Source organism: Rhodococcus antarcticus, assembly GCF_026153295.1.
GTDB lineage: Bacteria > Actinomycetota > Actinomycetes > Mycobacteriales > Mycobacteriaceae > Rhodococcus_D > Rhodococcus_D antarcticus.
On record NZ_CP110615.1, the window covers coordinates 909,291 to 924,637 of the forward strand.

Here is a 15,347-nt window from a genome sequence, read left to right on the forward strand (position 1 = left end):
CGACCGCGCGACGTGGCGGCTCGTGAGTAGGAACCCCCACCCCGACCAGGGGGTCGTGCTCAGGTGCCCACCCCGCCCGGCGCGACAGGCTCGATCCGTGCCACGGGGCGGTCCGTCGGAGGGGTCGGACCGCCCCGGGCACCCAGCAGCACCCGGCCAGGCGCACCGCGCGACTAGGGTGAGCCGGTGTTCGAATCCCTCTCCGACCGGCTCGCAAGCACCCTCAAGGACCTCCGTGGCAAGGGACGGCTCTCCGACGCGGACGTCGACGCCACCTGCCGCGAGATCCGGCTGGCGCTGCTCGAGGCCGACGTCGCCCTGCCCGTGGTCCGTGCGTTCATCACCCGCATCAAGGACCGGGCCAAGGGCGCGGAGGTCTCCGGGGCGCTGAACCCGGCGCAGCAGGTCGTCAAGATCGTCAACGAGGAGCTCGTCGGCATCCTCGGCGGGGAGACTCGGCGCCTGACCTACGCCAAGACCGCGCCCACGGTGATCATGCTCGCAGGCCTGCAGGGCGCCGGCAAGACGACCCTGGCCGGCAAGCTCGCCGCCTGGTTGCGCAAGCAGGGCCACACCCCGGTCCTCGTGGCCTGCGACCTGCAGCGTCCCAACGCCGTGCAGCAGCTGCAGGTGGTCGGGGAGCGCGCGGGCGTGCCCGTCTTCGCCCCGGAGCCCGGCTCGGGAGTGGGTGACCCGGTCGACGTGGCGCGCCGCGGCATCGTGGAGGCACGCGCCCGCCAGCACGACGTCGTCATCGTCGACACCGCCGGTCGCCTGGGCATCGACACCGAGCTGATGCAGCAGGCCGCCGACATCCGGGACGCGGTCAGCCCCGACGAGATCCTGTTCGTCGTCGACGCGATGATCGGCCAGGATGCCGTGAACACCGCCACGGCGTTCCAGGAGGGCGTCGGCTTCACCGGGGTGGTGCTGACCAAGCTCGACGGCGACGCCCGTGGTGGTGCGGCGCTCAGCGTCCGCGAGGTCACCGGACGGCCGATCCTGTTCGCGTCCACGGGAGAGAAGCTCGAGGACTTCGACGTCTTCCACCCGGACCGGATGGCCAGCCGCATCCTGGGCATGGGTGACGTGCTGAGCCTCATCGAGCAGGCCGAGCAGGTCTTCGACGCCGACCAGGCCGAGGCCACCGCGGCCAAGATCGGCTCCGGCCAGCTGACCCTGGAGGACTTCCTCGAGCAGATGATGGCCGTGCGCCGGATGGGCCCGCTGGCCAACCTGCTGGGCATGCTGCCGGGTGCGGGCGCCATGAAGGAGCAGCTCGGCCAGGTCGACGAGAAGCAGCTCGACCGGGTGCAGGCCATCATCCGTGGCATGACACCGGCCGAGCGCGCCGACCCCAAGATCATCAACGCGTCGCGGCGGCTGCGGATCGCCACCGGATCCGGCGTCAAGGTCAGCGAGGTCAACCAGCTCGTCGACCGCTTCTTCGACGCGCGCAAGATGATGGCGCAGATGGCGGGACGCTTCGGCCTCCCCGGGGCGGGCAGCGCCACCCGGAAGGCGGTCAAGGGCAAGAAGGGCAAGAAGGGCAAGGGCTCCGGCCGCGGTCCCACTCCGCCCAAGAACCGTGGGGGGATGCCCGGCGGCTTCCCGGGCCTGGCCGGCATGCCGCCGGGGCTCGACCAGCTGCCCCCGGGCCTGGAGGGCTTCGACCCCTCCCAGCTCAAGCTGCCGAAGAAGTAGCGCGGTGACGGCGGCGGCTGCCCGCTACCACCTGCGCGGTACCGGCCTGCCCGACGGCGAGCCGGTCGAGCTGTGGGTGCACGACGGGGTGCTCAGCACGGAGCCGGTCGCCGACGCGGAGACGATCTGCGACGGCGGCTGGATCACCCCCGGCCTCGTCGACGCCCACTGCCACGTCGGCCTCGGACCGCACGGGCCGACCGACCTGGCCGAGGCGCTCGTCCAGGCGGAGGCCGAGCGCGACGCCGGGGCGCTGCTGCTGCGCGACGCCGGATCGCCGGTGGACACCCGGTCCTTCGACGACCACCTCGACCTGCCGCGGATCATCCGGGCCGGCCGTCACCTGGCCCGGCCCAAGCGCTACATCTCCACCCTGGCCCTGGAGCTCGAGGACGAGTCCGAGCTGCCCGGCGCGGTCCTGGAGCAGGCCGCCCGGGGTGACGGCTGGGTGAAGCTGGTGGGCGACTGGATCGACCGCGCCACCGGCGACCTCGCGCCGCTGTGGAGCGACGCGGTGCTCGTCGAGGCCGTCGCGGCCGCGCACTCGGTCGGTGCGCGGGTCACGGCGCACGTGTTCGGCGAGGACGCGCTGCCCGGGCTGGTGCGTGCGGGGATCGACTGCCTGGAGCACGGGACCGGGCTCACCGAGGACACCGTCGCGCTGGTGGCCGAGCACGGGACCACGCTCGTGCCCACCCTGATCAACATCGAGAACTTCCCCTCCATCGCCGACGGCGCGAGCCGCTACCCGGTGTACGCCGCGCACATGCGTGACCTGCACGCCCGGGTCGGGTCCACCGTCGCGGCGGCGCTGGAGGCCGGGATCACCGTCTACGCGGGCACCGACGCCGGCGGCGGCATCCGGCACGGACGGATCGTCGACGAGGTGGAGTCCCTGGTCGCGGTCGGCATGAGCAGGCACGATGCTCTCGGGGCGGCCTGCTGGGACGCACGCACCTGGCTCGGGCACCCGGGCCTGGCGCACGGGGCGTCGGCCGACCTGCTGGTGCACGAGCAGGACCCGCGGACCTCCGCGGCCGTGCTGCGGACGCCCCGGCACGTGCTGCTGCGGGGGCGTCGGGTCGGCCGGTAGCCGCTCGGCGGGCACCGTCGGAGGAGGTCTCGCCTGCGGCGTCGGGACACCACGCACGGCAGGGTCGTGCGTCAGGGGAAGGGACGTCGTGACCGGAGGATGGCCACCGCGGTGGGGGGAGGACCTCGTGCTCGCGCCGCACCTGCTCACCCGCACCGACCCTGGCGTGCACGTCCGCGGGCGGGGTTCGTCGCGGCCGGGTTTCTTCCCACCCGCCTCATCTGGCACCATGGGACGGTCACCCACCAAGGGCGGAACCGGGTGCGCGAGCCTCGCGCGCCGCTGAACCGCGTCGTGACCGAACACCTCAAGGAGATCTGAACCTCGTGGCTGTCAAGATCAAGCTCATGCGTCTCGGCAAGATCCGTGCCCCCCACTACCGGATCGTCGTCGCCGACGCGCGCACCCGCCGCAACGGCCGCGCCATCGAGACCATCGGCAAGTACCACCCGAAGGAGGAGCCGAGCCTCATCGAGGTCGACTCCGAGCGGGCGCAGTACTGGCTGGGTGTGGGTGCCCAGGCCACCGAGCCTGTCGAGAGCCTGCTGAAGATCACGGGCGACTGGCAGAAGTTCAAGGGCCTGCCGGGCTCCGAGGGCACCCTCCGCGTCAAGGAGGTCGGTGCCTCCAAGCTGGAGCTGTTCCAGGCCGCACTCGCGCAGGCTGGTGACGAGCCCTCCGGTGCCGCCACCACGCCCAAGAAGAAGACGGCCAAGAAGGCCGACGACGCCCCGGCAGCGGCCGAGAAGCCCGCCGCCAAGGCCGACGACGCGCCTGCCGCCAAGGCCGATGACGCGCCTGCCGCCAAGGCCGACGACGCGCCCGCTGCCAAGGCCGACGACGCGCCTGCCGCCAAGGCCGACGACGCGCCCGCCGCCAAGGCCGATGACGCGCCTGCCGCCACCGACACTGCTGCGCCCGCCGGGGCCGACGCGAAGTGAGCGAGGTCGTCGACGCCGTGGAGCACCTGGTCCGCGGCATCGTCGCCAACCCGGACGAGGTCCGGGTGGAGATGGTCACCGGTCGTCGGGGTCGCACCATCGAGGTCCACGTGCACCCCGAGGACCTCGGCAAGGTGATCGGCCGTGGTGGTCGCACCGCCACGGCTCTGCGCACCCTGGTCGCCGGTGTCGGTGGCCGTGGGGTGCGGGTCGACGTGGTCGACACGGACGGCTAGACACCAACCCCGAGGAGGCACGTGGAGCTCGTCACCGGGCGCGTCGCGCGCTCGCACGGCGTCCACGGCGAGCTCGTCGTCGACGTCCGCACGGACGACCCCGAGGACCGCTTCGCCGTGGGCACCGTCCTGCACGCCCGCCGACCGCGGGAGCGCGAGACCACCGACCACGAGGTCACGGCCGTCCGGAGCCACTCCGGGCGGCTCCTCGTGCGGCTGGCCGGTGTCGACGACCGGGCCACGGCGGACGGGCTGCGCGGGCTGCTGTTCGTCGTCGACCACTCCGAGCTCCCGCCCTCGGCGGACCCGGACGAGTTCTACGACCACGAGCTCGTGGGCCTGCGGGTCGAGCTCACCGACGGCACGGAGGTCGGCACGGTCCTCGACGTGCTGCACGGTGCCGCCGGGGAGCTGCTCTCCGTGCGACCGACCGGCCGGTCCGAGGGCGAGCACCTCGTCCCCTTCGTCGCGGCCATCGTCACGTCGGTCGACCGCACGACGGGCACGGTCGTCATCGACCCGCCCGACGGCCTGCTGGAACCCTGAACGTGCAGCTCGACGTCGTCACGATCTTCCCGGAGTACCTCGAGCCGCTGCGCGCAGCGCTTCTCGGCCGGGCCGCCGAGCGCGGACTGGTGCGGGTGGGCGTGCACGACCTGCGTCGCTGGACCCACGACGTGCACCAGGCCGTCGACGACTCGCCGTACGGCGGTGGCCCCGGGATGGTCATGAAGGCCACCGTGTGGGGCGACGCGCTCGACGAGGTGTGCGCGGGTGACCCGGCTCCGCTGGTGGTGGTACCGAGCCCGGCGGGGGAGCCGTTCACCCAGGCTCTGGCCCACGAGTGGGCGGCCGAGACCCGCATCGTCTTCGCGTGCGGGCGCTACGAGGGCATCGACCAGCGGGTGCTCGACGACGCCGCCCGCCGCCACCGGGTGCGCGAGGTGTCCCTGGGCGACTACGTGCTCATCGGCGGCGAGGCCGCGGTGCTCGTCATGGTCGAGGCCGTGGTCCGGCTGCTGCCCGGGGTGCTGGGCAACGCCGCCTCCCACGAGCAGGACTCGTTCTCCGACGGGCTGCTGGAGGGCCCGGCCTACACGCGCCCGGAGACCTGGCGTGGCCTCGCCGTGCCCGAGGTGCTGCGCAGCGGGGACCACGCCCGGATCGCGGCCTGGCGCCGGGCCGAGTCGCTGCTGCGGACGGCGGCGCGCCGCCCCGACCTGCTCGCCGGGGTGGAGCTGGACGACCGCGATCGCGCAGTGCTGGCCGAGGCAGGTTCTGCCGACGACCCCGCGTCTGGCACACTGGACCAGTTGCCTGGGGCGCCCGCGCCCCGGTGAGCATCGTCTCGGTCCCACTCGTTCGACCCCCAGCAGGAGCACGAACGCTGCGCGCCACGTCGCCGAGCGTTCCTCTGCTCACGTGATCACGCAAGGACGGTAGACACATGAACACCCTGGACGCCCTGGACAACCAGTCGCTGCGCAGCGACATCCCCGACTTCCGCCCCGGTGACACCCTCAACGTGCACGTGCGCGTCATCGAGGGCACCCGTGAGCGCGTGCAGGTCTTCAAGGGCGTCGTGATCCGTCGCCAGGGTGGCGGCGTGCGCGAGACCTTCACCGTCCGCAAGGTCTCCTTCGGCGTCGGCGTCGAGCGCACCTTCCCCCTGCACACCCCGAACATCTCGGTCATCGAGGTCGCGACCCGGGGCGACGTCCGCCGCGCCAAGCTCTACTACCTGCGCGACCTGCGCGGCAAGGCCGCCAAGATCAAGGAGAAGCGCTGAGCGCTCGGCCCCCCGGTCCGTCCCTGTGGGGCGCCTGCAGATCCTGCGGGCGCCTCGCCGCTAACCTGATCGGGTGCCGGACGACGTGAGTGACAACCCCACCCGAGACGGCAGCGTCGAACCCGAGTCGCCCGTCGAGGCCCCCGCGGCACCGCCCCGGTCCAGACGGAAGAAGGCTCCGCAGCGATCCTTCCTGAAGGAGCTGCCGATCCTGCTCTTCGTCGCCCTGGTGCTCAGCTTCGTGATCCAGACCTTCCTGGCCCGGGTGTACGTCATTCCCTCGGAGTCCATGGAACCCACCCTGCTGGGCTGCTCCGGCTGCGGGATCACCAACGACCGCATCGTGGTCGACAAGGTCGGCTACCGCTTCAGCGATCCGCGCGCGGGCGATGTCGTGGTGTTCAAGGGCCCCGACTCCTGGTCCAGCGAGTTCTCCTCCAACCAGTCGGGCAACGTCCTCGTCCGCGGACTGCAGCAGGTCGGCGCCGTGGTGGGGCTGGCCCCGCCGAACGAGCGCGACTTCGTCAAGCGGGTCATCGCCACCGGCGGTCAGACGGTCACCTGCTGCGACGCCCAGGGCGACGTGCAGGTGGACGGGGCCCCGCTCACCGAGCCGTACGTGGTGAACGACTTCCCCTTCGTGCCCGGGACGCTGGACTGCACCACTCCCGCCGTGTCCGGCCGTTGCTTCGCGCCGGTGACGGTGCCCGAGGGCCACCTCTGGATGATGGGCGACAACCGCAACAACTCCGCCGACTCGCGGTACCACGTGGGGGACGCCGCCCGTGGGACCGTCCCGGTGGGCAACGTCGTCGGCAAGGCCAGGATCATCATCGTGCCGGTCTCCCGGTGGCAGCTCGTGGACTCCCCGCAGATCAACCCCACCGCCTCGGCGCTGGGCGCCCCCACACTGCCGGACACCACGCCCGCACTGCTCGGGGCTCTCGTCCTGGTGCCCGGACTCCGGCGCCTGCGCGGCTGCGCCATCGATCCGACACCGGGTGGCCCCGCGACCGGGGCGGCACCGCGTGACCCCGCCCCGGGGCGCCGCCGCCGGTCGTGAGCCGCACCTGGCCGCCCCGTGTCGTGGTCCGCTCGGCGGCGGGTCTGCGCACCCTCGAGTCCACCCTGCAGCGCAGCGGGCTCGGACCCGTCGCCGGTGCCGACGAGGCGGGCCGCGGGGCGTGCGCGGGGCCGCTCGTGGTGGCTGCGTGCGTGCTGCCGCCCCGGCCCGTGCCCGCGCTGGAGGGCCTCACCGACTCCAAGCTGCTTCGCGAGTCCGAGCGCGAGAGGCTGTTCCCCCTGGTGCTGCGGCACGCCGTGGCCAGCTGCGTCGTGGTGGTGCCGGCGCAGGAGGTCGACGCCCTGGGCATCCACGTGGTGAACATCGAGGGCATGCGCCGCGCGGTCGCCGGGCTGTCCGTGGCGCCCGGCTACGTGCTGCTCGACGGGTTCCGGGTGCCCGGCCTGCCCGCGCCCTCGCTGCCCGTCATCGGCGGCGACGCCGCCGCCGCCTGCATCGCCGCCGCGAGCGTGCTGGCCAAGGTGACCCGCGACCGGATCATGGTGGTGATGGACACCGAGGTGCCCGGCTACGAGCTGGCGGTGCACAAGGGGTACTCCACCCCGGCGCACCTGGCGGCGCTGGCCCGGCTGGGTCCGAGCCGCCAGCACCGGTTCTCCTACGTGAACGTGCGCACGGCGGCAGCCCGTGCGGATGCAGCGCGCGGGGCCCCGCTCCACGCCGACCGGGCCCGCGCGTCCTGAGCTCACGGGCTGCGGACCTACACTCGCGCACGTGAGCGACAGCAGCGCAGCACCTGACATCAAGCCCCGCAGCCGGGTCGTCACCGACGGCATCGAGGCGACCACCAGCCGGGGCATGCTCCGCGCCGTCGGGATGGGCGACGACGACTGGGTCAAGCCCCAGATCGGCATCGCCAGCTCCTGGAACGAGATCACCCCCTGCAACCTCTCGCTGGACCGTCTGGCGAAGGCAGCCAAGGAGGGCGTCCACTCCGGCGGGGGCTACCCGCTGCAGTTCGGCACCATCTCGGTCTCCGACGGCATCTCGATGGGCCACGAGGGCATGCACTTCTCCCTGGTCTCCCGCGAGGTCATCGCCGACTCGGTCGAGACCGTCATGATGGCGGAGCGCCTGGACGGCTCCGTCCTGCTCGCGGGCTGCGACAAGTCGCTGCCCGGCATGCTCATGGCCGCCGCCCGCCTCGACCTGGCCTCGGTGTTCCTCTACGCCGGCACCATCGCCCCCGGCTGGGTGAAGCTCAGCGACGGCACCGAGAAGGACGTCACCATCATCGACTCGTTCGAGGCGGTCGGGGCGTGCAAGGCCGGGACGATGAGCCTGGACGACCTGGGCCGCATCGAGCGGGCGATCTGCCCGGGCGAGGGGGCTTGCGGCGGCATGTACACCGCCAACACCATGGCCTCGGTGGCCGAGGCGCTGGGGATGAGCCTGCCCGGATCGGCCTCCCCGCCCTCGGCCGACCGTCGCCGGGACAACTTCGCGCACCTCTCCGGCGAGGCCGTCGTGGAGATGCTGCGCCGGGGGATCACCGCCCGGGACATCCTGACCAAGCCGGCCTTCGAGAACGCCATCGCCGTGGCCATGGCCCTCGGCGGCTCCACCAACGTGGTCCTGCACCTGCTCGCCATCGCCCGCGAGGCCGAGGTCGACCTGACCCTGGAGGACTTCAACCGGATCGGCGACAAGGTTCCGCACATCGGCAACCTGAAGCCGTTCGGCCGCTTCGTGATGAACGACGTGGACCGCAACGGGGGCATCCCCGTGGTGATGCGGGCCCTGCTGGACGCCGGCCTGCTGCACGGGGACGCCCTCACCGTGACCGGTCGCACCGTCGCCGAGAACCTGGCCTTGATCAACCCGCCGGACCCCGACGGCAGCGTGCTCCGGAAGCTGTCGGACCCGATCCACGCCACCGGCGGGATCAGCATCCTCACGGGCTCGCTCGCCCCCGAGGGTGCCGTGGTCAAGACGGCCGGCTTCGACCTCGACGTGTTCGAGGGACCCGCCCGGGTCTTCGAGCGCGAGCGCGCAGCCATGGACGCCCTGACCGCCGGCGAGATCCAGGCCGGCGACGTCGTGGTGATCCGCTACGAGGGGCCCAAGGGCGGACCGGGCATGCGGGAGATGCTGGCCATCACCGCGGCCATCAAGGGCGCGGGCCTGGGCAAGGACGTGCTCCTGCTCACCGACGGTCGCTTCTCCGGGGGCACCACGGGGCTGTGCATCGGCCACGTCGCCCCCGAGGCCGCCGACGGCGGGCCCATCGCCCTCGTCCAGGACGGCGACCGCGTCCGGGTGGTCGTGGCGGACAGGACGATCGACCTGCTCGTCGACGACGCGGAGCTGGACAGGCGTCGCGAGGGCTGGGCACCCCTGCCTCCCCGCTACACCCGCGGTGTGCTGGCCAAGTACGCCGCGCTGGTCGGCTCGGCGGCCCACGGCGCCGTCACGGGCTGAGGCACGTGATGATGGGCCGCGGCCACGCAGCGACGACGGGACAGGGGTGCGACACCGATGAGCGCTGAGGAGCTCGAGAAGTACGAGACCGAGATGGAGCTCAGCCTCTACCGCGAGTACCGCGACATCGTCAGCCAGTTCACCTACGTGGTGGAGACGGAGCGTCGGTTCTACCTGGCGAACTCCGTCGACGTGCAGCCGCGCAACGCTGACGGCGAGGTCTACTTCGAGCTGAAGATGACCGACGCCTGGGTCTGGGACATGTACCGACCCGCCCGGTTCGTCAAGCAGGTCAAGGTCATCACCTTCAAGGACGTCAACGTCGAGGAGCTCGACAAGCCCGACCTGCGACTGCCTGAGGACGGTCCCTTCCGCGGGTAGCACCACGCCCCGACGGTTCGGCCGTCGGGGCCTGTCGTGGTGACGGTTGTCCACAGAGCCGCGAGCTGTCCACAGCGAGGACCGGCAGCGGCGGCCCGGTGGGCGCGCACCGGCACAGTCGGGTCCCTCGGTGGCCGGACCTGCGGCTGCCCCGCACGAGGTCCGAGGCCAGCCGTGGCAACCGCACCACCTCCGGGCGCACCCAGCGCCCCCGCCCCGCCGAACCCGCGCGCCGTGCTCGGCGCCCGCGGCGAGCAGATCGCCGTCGAGCACCTCACGGGACAAGGCCTGGTGGTCCTGGACCGCAACTGGCGCTGCCGTGAGGGCGAGCTCGACGTGGTCGCCACCGACGGGGCCACCGTCGTCGTGGTGGAGGTGAAGACGCGGACCGGGACCGGCTACGGCACCCCCGAGGAGTCCGTGACCCCCCGCAAGCTCGCCCGCATCCGTCGGGTCACGCAGCGCTGGCTCTCCGAGCACCGGGTGGGCTGGGTCGAGGTGCGCTTCGACGTGGTGGCCGTGCTGGTGGACCGCCGCACCGGTACCGCCCAGGTCACCCACCTGCGCGGGGTGTTCTGATGGCGCTCGGACGAGCGCACTCGGTGGCCGTCGCAGGGGTCGACGGCGTGCTCGTGGAGATCGAGGCCGACCTCGGTCAGGGGCTGCCCGGCGTGCACATCGTGGGCCTGCCCGACACGGCGCTGCAGGAGTCCCGCGACCGGGTGCGGGCGGCGGTGACGAACTCGGGCGAGACCTGGCCGTCGCGGCGCACGACCCTCGCGCTCTCGCCGGCGACCCTGCCCAAGGTCGGCTCGGTCTACGACCTGGCCCTCGCGTGCGCCGTGCTGTGCGCGGCCGGTTCCGTGCCGCAGGCGCCGCTGGCCGGGGCGGTGCTGCTCGGAGAGCTCGCGCTCGACGGGCGCCTTCGCCCGGTGCGTGGGGTGCTGCCCGCCCTGCTCGCCGCTCGCAACGCGGGGTGGGCGCGCGCGGTGGTGCCGGCCGACTCCCTCGCCGAGGCCTCGCTGGTGCACGGAATCGAGGTGCTGGGCGCTCGACGGCTGCTCGACGTGCTCGTCTGGGCACGGGGGTTCGGAGACCTGCTGGTGCCGGGGCCGTGCGTCCTGCCGCCCGAGGAGGACCTCGTCGACCTGGGCGACGTGGTGGGCCAGGGTGAGGCCCGCTGGGCGGTGGAGGTGGCCGCGGCCGGTGCGCACCACCTGCTGCTCACCGGCCCGCCGGGCACGGGCAAGACGATGCTGGCCCAGCGTCTGCCGGGCCTGCTGCCCCCGCTGGGTGAGCAGGACGCGCTGGAGGTCACGGCCATCCACTCCGTGGCGGGGTTGCTCACCGCGGAGCGACCGCTCATCTCCCGGCCGGCCTTCGTGGCCCCGCACCACACGAGCTCGGTGACGGCGCTGGTGGGGGGCGGCAGTGGCTGGGCGCGTCCGGGAGCGGTCAGCCGCGCCCACCGGGGGGTGCTGTTCCTCGACGAGTGCCCCGAGTTCGGCTCCCGGGCCCTGGAGGCGCTGCGCACCCCGATCGAGGACGGCGAGGTGCGCATCGCCCGGCGGGACGGCGTGGCGCGCTACCCGGCACGGTTCCAGCTGGTGCTCGCCGCCAACCCGTGTCCGTGCGCCCCGCCCCGGGAGACGGAGTGCGTGTGCCCGCCCACCGCGCGTCGCCGGTACCTCGGTCGGCTGTCCGGTCCGCTGCTCGACCGGGTGGACCTGCGGGTGCGGATGCGTCCGCTCGCCTCCGCCGCGCTCACCGACGCCACGGCCGAGGACTCCGCCGCCGTGCGGGCCCGGGTGGCCACCGCCCGGGAGGCCGCCGCACTGCGGTGGGCCGAGCACGGCTGGCGCACCAATGCCGAGGTTCCGGGTCCGGCCCTTCGCCAGCGCTTCCGCCTCGGCCGCGCCGCGCTCGTCCCGCTCGAGAGGGCCCTGCGGACCGGAGACGTCACCGCACGCGGAGCGGACCGGGCCCTGCGGGTGGCGTGGACGCTGAGCGACCTCGTCGGCGCCACTGCACCCGGCCGCGAACAGGTGGGCGCCGCGCTCGAGTTCCGCGACCGGCGGTCGGTGTGAGCGCCCCCACGGCCGCGGGCAGACAGGCGTGGGCCTACCTGTCCAGGGTGGTCGAGGCACCCACCGCTGCACTGCACGCCCTGCTGGCCGAGCACGGGGCCGAGCGTGCCGCCGCCCTCGTCCGCACCCGGCAGGTACCCCCGGGGCTGCGAAGGAGCACCGAGGCGCGACACCACCTCGACACCGCCGAGGCCGACCTGGCCCGGGCCGGGGCGCTCGGCGGACGGCTGGTCACCCCGGAGGACGCGGAGTGGCCGGGGTGGAAGCTGCACCCCTTCGCGACGACCGTGCCAGCCCCGCGCCAGGTGCCGGTGCTGCCCGTCGCGCTGTGGGTGCGGGGCCCGGCCCGGCTCGACGAGGTCACCGACCGGGCGGTGTCGGTGGTGGGCACCCGGGACGTCAGCGGCTACGGCGAGCACGTCACCGCCGAGCTGTGCCACGACCTGGCCGCCGACGGCTGGACGGTGGTGTCGGGCGCCGCGTACGGGGTGGACGGTGCGGCACACCGCGCGGCCCTGACCGCCGGGGGACCGACCGTCGCCGTGCTGGGGTGCGGGATCGACCGCGCCTACCCGGCCGGCCACGCCGCCCTGCTCGCCCGCATCGCGGAGGTGGGGCTGGTGGTCAGCGAGCACCCGCCCGGCACGACCGCCGCCGGCTACCGGTTCCTGGCCCGCAACCGTTTGGTGGCCGGGCTCGGGGACGGCGTGCTCGTCGTGGAGGCCGGCTGGCGCAGCGGGGCGCGCAGCACCGCGCGGTGGGCCCGCGAGCTCGCTCGGCCGGCCATGGCGGTCCCGGGGCCGGTCACCTCCCTGGGGTCCACCGGCTGCCACCAGATGATCCGCACGGGGGAGGCCGAGCTCGTCACGACCGCCGCGGAGGTCGTCGAGCACGTCGGACGGGTGGGCGAGCTCGCGGAGGTCAGCACCAGCCCCCCGCGACCGCTGGACGGGGTGGACGCTGCCCTGCGCCCGGTGCTGGAAGCACTCCCGCGCCGGGGCAGTGCGAGCCCGCAGCAGATCTCCGAGAGCTCGGGCGTGCCGCTCGACGCGGTGCGGGCGGCCCTGCCCGAGCTGGAGCTCGACCGGCACGTGGTCCGCACGGAGGACGGGTGGTCCCTGCGGCGCGGCGCGGGTGCTTGACCGGTCCTGGCCGACGGGGCACCGTGCAGGCGTGGCAGCACCGGTCGACGTGGGGGCCGGGGAACCCGGGCTCGGTGGAGGTGCGGTGGCCGACCACCTCGCTGCCTTCGCCCGGCACCTCCTGCTGGAGCGCGGCCGCTCCGAGCACACGGTGCGGGCCTACCTCGGCGACCTCCGGTCGCTGCTGGCGCACGCGGGCGAGCCCGCCGACCTCGGCGCCCTGACCCTGCCCGTGCTGCGCGCGTGGTTGGCGGAGCAGGCACGCTCCGGGGTGGCCAGGACCACGCTGGCCCGGCGGACGGCCGCGGTGCGCACCTTCACCGCCTGGGCCCGGCGCACCGGACGCACCGAGACCGACACCGGTGCTCGGCTCGTCGCCCCACGAGCGCACCGCACCCTGCCCGCGGTGCTGCGCCCCGAGCAGGCCGCGATCGCGCTGGGGGCGGCAGCGGCGGGTGCAGCGCAGCTGGATCCCGTCGCGCTGCGTGACCACCTCGTGGTCGAGCTGCTCTACGCCACGGGCATCCGTGTCGGCGAGCTGTGCGCGCTGGACGTCGACGACGTGGACCACGGGCGGCGCGTGGTCCGCCTCCTGGGCAAGGGTGGCCGCGAGCGGACCGTCCCCTACGGAGTGCCCGCCGAGCGGGCGCTGCGCCAGTGGTTGGCCCACGGCCGTCCTGTGCTCGAGGGGGAGAACAGCGGCGCAGCGCTGCTGCTGGGGGCACGCGGCGGCCGGCTCGACCCCCGCGCCGCGCGGCGGACGGTGCACGAGACGGTGGCGTCCGCGCCGGGCGCCCCCGACCTCGGACCGCACGGCCTGCGTCACTCCGCTGCAACGCACCTGCTGGAGGGAGGGGCGGATCTTCGTGTCGTTCAGGAGCTGCTTGGTCACGCTACGCTGTCAACGACACAGCTGTACACCCATGTCACCGTCGAGCGACTGAGGGCCGTCCATGACAGAGCGCACCCGCGTGCCTGAGCGGCCGGCGCTCTCCCGGGTTCCCGGCCGACCTCCCGCGGGTTCCGACGGTCTCGCGGTCGAGCAGGCCCTGGACGAGCTGTGGAACGCGTTCACGCGGGAGCGCAGCCAGGCCCTCCGCGGCCGCCTGGTGCTGCACTACGCACCCATGGTCAAGTACGTGGCGGGTCGGGTCGGCACGGGTCTGCCCCAGCACGTGGATGCCGGAGACCTGGTGCAGGCGGGCATCTTCGGGCTCATCGACGCGATCGACCGCTTCGAGCCCGAGCGAGGCTGGAAGTTCGAGACCTATGCCATCAACCGGGTGCGGGGCGCGATCCTGGACGACCTCCGCGCGCAGGACTGGGTGCCGCGCTCGGTGCGGTCCCGGGCGCGCGCGGTACAGGCCGCTCTGGGGCGCCTGGAGTCGAGCCTGCGCCGCAGCCCCACGGACGCCGAGGTGGCGGCCGAGGCGGAGCTGACGCTGCCGGAGCTGCACGCTCTGTACAGGGAGATGTCGATGACGTCGGTCATCGCGCTGGACGACCTCGTGGGTGGTGACGGGGAGTCGGGCGGGCTCTCGGCCGCGGACGTCCTGGCCGACGAGCACGCCCCGGACCCGGTGGCCGTGCTGGAGTCCGAGGAGTCCCGTCGGCTGCTCGCCGAGGCGGTGGCCGGCCTGCCCGAGCGCGACCGCACCGTCGTCACGCTGTACTACTTCGAGAACCTGACGCTGTCGGAGATCGGCACCGTGCTCGGGGTGACCGAGAGCCGCATCTGCCAGCTCCACACCCGCGCGGTGCTCCGGCTGCGCACGCGGATCGCCGAGGTCACCGGGGACCGGGTGCCCGATCCGTCCTCCCGGCCCCGTGCGCGGCGCGGCCGGGCCTGATCCTGCAGCGCGGCGCGGCCGGGCCTGATCCTCACCCCCGCCAGGGGAGCAGTCGCACCTCCCACCGTCCCAGCAGGCGCAGCGGGTCGAGGTAGTTCTCGGCTCCGCGCCGCACCCCCCAGTGCAGGCAGGACGGCGCGGGGCAACCCGGGTGTCCGGGCTCCAGCACCCCGAGCACGTCCCCGCGCTGCACGTGGGCGCCGACGGCCACCGCGGCGGTGACCGGCTCGTAGGTGGTCCGCAACCCGTCCGCGTGCAGCACCGACACCACCCCCCGGCCGGCGAGCGGACCGGCGAAGGCCACGGTTCCCGATCCCGCCGCGAGCACGGCCGTCCCAGGCGCGGCCACCAGGTCCACCCCGCGGTGACCCGCGCCGTAGGTGGACTCCGGCGGGTCGAACGGCCGGGCCACCCGCGGCCAGCCGGGTACCGGCCACCCGTAGTCCCCCGTGGGGGCCACGGCGCCGGGAGGTGGGGCAGCAGCGCGCACGGGGGCCGCGGGCAGCCCGGTCAGCAGCGTGCACAGCAGCACGGTCAGCACTCGTCGTCGCACGCCCCCACCTTCGTGGAGCCCGGTCCCCGAGCCGGCCGCCGACGCCCCCACCTGTGGATGGCGCCG

At 74.0% G+C, this 15,347-nt stretch carries 15 protein-coding genes and 2 pseudogenes; 16 read left to right on the forward strand and 1 reads right to left on the reverse strand.

Annotated features, from left to right (window positions below; genetic code table 11):
* Nucleotides 1-186 precede the first annotated feature (186 nt).
* From ffh to RHODO2019_RS04570, 16 genes and pseudogenes are all read left to right on the forward strand, one after another.
* Nucleotides 187-1,704, forward strand: a complete 1,518-nt coding sequence (gene ffh, locus RHODO2019_RS04495) for a signal recognition particle protein (RefSeq protein ID WP_265383821.1) — start codon at nt 187-189, stop codon at nt 1,702-1,704.
* Between the two features lie 4 nt (nt 1,705-1,708).
* Nucleotides 1,709-2,797, forward strand: a complete 1,089-nt coding sequence (locus tag RHODO2019_RS04500) for an amidohydrolase family protein (protein WP_265383822.1) — start codon at nt 1,709-1,711, stop codon at nt 2,795-2,797.
* A 326-nt stretch (nt 2,798-3,123) separates the two neighbouring features.
* Nucleotides 3,124-3,579 (forward strand): annotated as a pseudogene (rpsP, locus tag RHODO2019_RS04505) (30S ribosomal protein S16); the annotation flags it as partial.
* Between the two features lie 155 nt (nt 3,580-3,734).
* A complete protein-coding gene (locus tag RHODO2019_RS04510; RefSeq protein ID WP_265383824.1) occupies nt 3,735-3,974 on the forward strand; it encodes an RNA-binding protein in 240 nt (79 codons plus the stop codon).
* Nucleotides 3,975-3,995: 21 nt separating this feature from the next.
* On the forward strand, nt 3,996-4,520 hold the full coding sequence (gene rimM, locus RHODO2019_RS04515) for a ribosome maturation factor RimM (RefSeq protein WP_265383825.1): 525 nt from the start codon (nt 3,996-3,998) through the stop codon (nt 4,518-4,520).
* Between the two features lie 2 nt (nt 4,521-4,522).
* Complete coding sequence (trmD, locus tag RHODO2019_RS04520; RefSeq protein WP_354005577.1) at nt 4,523-5,314, forward strand: tRNA (guanosine(37)-N1)-methyltransferase TrmD; 792 nt, start codon at nt 4,523-4,525, stop codon at nt 5,312-5,314.
* Between the two features lie 107 nt (nt 5,315-5,421).
* Entirely contained in the window at nt 5,422-5,763 is a 342-nt protein-coding gene (gene rplS, locus RHODO2019_RS04525; RefSeq protein WP_265383826.1) for a 50S ribosomal protein L19, read from the forward strand.
* An 85-nt stretch (nt 5,764-5,848) separates the two neighbouring features.
* Nucleotides 5,849-6,649, forward strand: a pseudogene (gene lepB / locus RHODO2019_RS04530) (signal peptidase I); the annotation flags it as partial.
* Nucleotides 6,650-6,822: 173 nt separating this feature from the next.
* Complete coding sequence (locus RHODO2019_RS04535; protein WP_265383827.1) at nt 6,823-7,530, forward strand: ribonuclease HII; 708 nt, start codon at nt 6,823-6,825, stop codon at nt 7,528-7,530.
* A complete protein-coding gene (gene ilvD / locus RHODO2019_RS04540) occupies nt 7,481-9,268 on the forward strand; it encodes a dihydroxy-acid dehydratase (RefSeq protein ID WP_435532200.1) in 1,788 nt (595 codons plus the stop codon). Before RHODO2019_RS04535 ends, ilvD begins: the two co-directional genes overlap by 50 nt.
* 57 nt (nt 9,269-9,325) lie before the next feature.
* Nucleotides 9,326-9,649 (forward strand): DUF2469 domain-containing protein, encoded by a 324-nt coding sequence (locus RHODO2019_RS04545; protein WP_265383829.1) that lies wholly within the window; start codon nt 9,326-9,328, stop codon nt 9,647-9,649.
* A gap of 234 nt (nt 9,650-9,883) precedes the next feature.
* Nucleotides 9,884-10,228 carry a YraN family protein gene (locus RHODO2019_RS04550; RefSeq protein ID WP_265384619.1) on the forward strand — a complete coding sequence of 115 codons (345 nt, stop codon included), beginning with the start codon at nt 9,884-9,886 and terminating at the stop codon, nt 10,226-10,228.
* A complete protein-coding gene (locus tag RHODO2019_RS04555; RefSeq protein ID WP_265383830.1) occupies nt 10,228-11,736 on the forward strand; it encodes a YifB family Mg chelatase-like AAA ATPase in 1,509 nt (502 codons plus the stop codon). The genes RHODO2019_RS04550 and RHODO2019_RS04555 overlap by 1 nt, the downstream gene beginning before the upstream one ends.
* The gene (gene dprA, locus RHODO2019_RS04560; RefSeq protein ID WP_265383831.1) at nt 11,733-12,878 is read left to right on the forward strand and encodes a DNA-processing protein DprA; all 1,146 of its coding nucleotides are present in this window, start codon (nt 11,733-11,735) and stop codon (nt 12,876-12,878) included. The genes RHODO2019_RS04555 and dprA overlap by 4 nt, the downstream gene beginning before the upstream one ends.
* An 85-nt stretch (nt 12,879-12,963) precedes the next feature.
* Complete coding sequence (locus tag RHODO2019_RS04565) at nt 12,964-13,857, forward strand: tyrosine recombinase XerC (RefSeq protein WP_265384620.1); 894 nt, start codon at nt 12,964-12,966, stop codon at nt 13,855-13,857.
* On the forward strand, nt 13,850-14,728 hold the full coding sequence (locus RHODO2019_RS04570; protein WP_265383832.1) for a FliA/WhiG family RNA polymerase sigma factor: 879 nt from the start codon (nt 13,850-13,852) through the stop codon (nt 14,726-14,728). The genes RHODO2019_RS04565 and RHODO2019_RS04570 overlap by 8 nt, the downstream gene beginning before the upstream one ends.
* A gap of 31 nt (nt 14,729-14,759) precedes the next feature.
* Here RHODO2019_RS04570 and RHODO2019_RS04575 read toward each other — a convergent pair whose 3' ends face one another.
* Nucleotides 14,760-15,281 carry a M23 family metallopeptidase gene (locus RHODO2019_RS04575; RefSeq protein ID WP_435532174.1) on the reverse strand — a complete coding sequence of 174 codons (522 nt, stop codon included), beginning with the start codon at nt 15,279-15,281 and terminating at the stop codon, nt 14,760-14,762.
* Between the last annotated feature and the right edge of the window lie 66 nt (nt 15,282-15,347).

Excerpts from the sequence above, each read along its gene's own strand:
- RHODO2019_RS04545 (WP_265383829.1), top strand. The coding sequence starts at position 9,326 with ATGAGCGCTGAGGAGCTCGAGAAGTACGAGACCGAGATGGAGCTCAGC.
- rplS (WP_265383826.1), top strand. The coding sequence starts at position 5,422 with ATGAACACCCTGGACGCCCTGGACAACCAGTCGCTGCGCAGCGACATC.
- RHODO2019_RS04555 (WP_265383830.1), top strand. The coding sequence starts at position 10,228 with ATGGCGCTCGGACGAGCGCACTCGGTGGCCGTCGCAGGGGTCGACGGC.
- ilvD (WP_435532200.1), top strand. The coding sequence starts at position 7,481 with ATGCAGCGCGCGGGGCCCCGCTCCACGCCGACCGGGCCCGCGCGTCCT.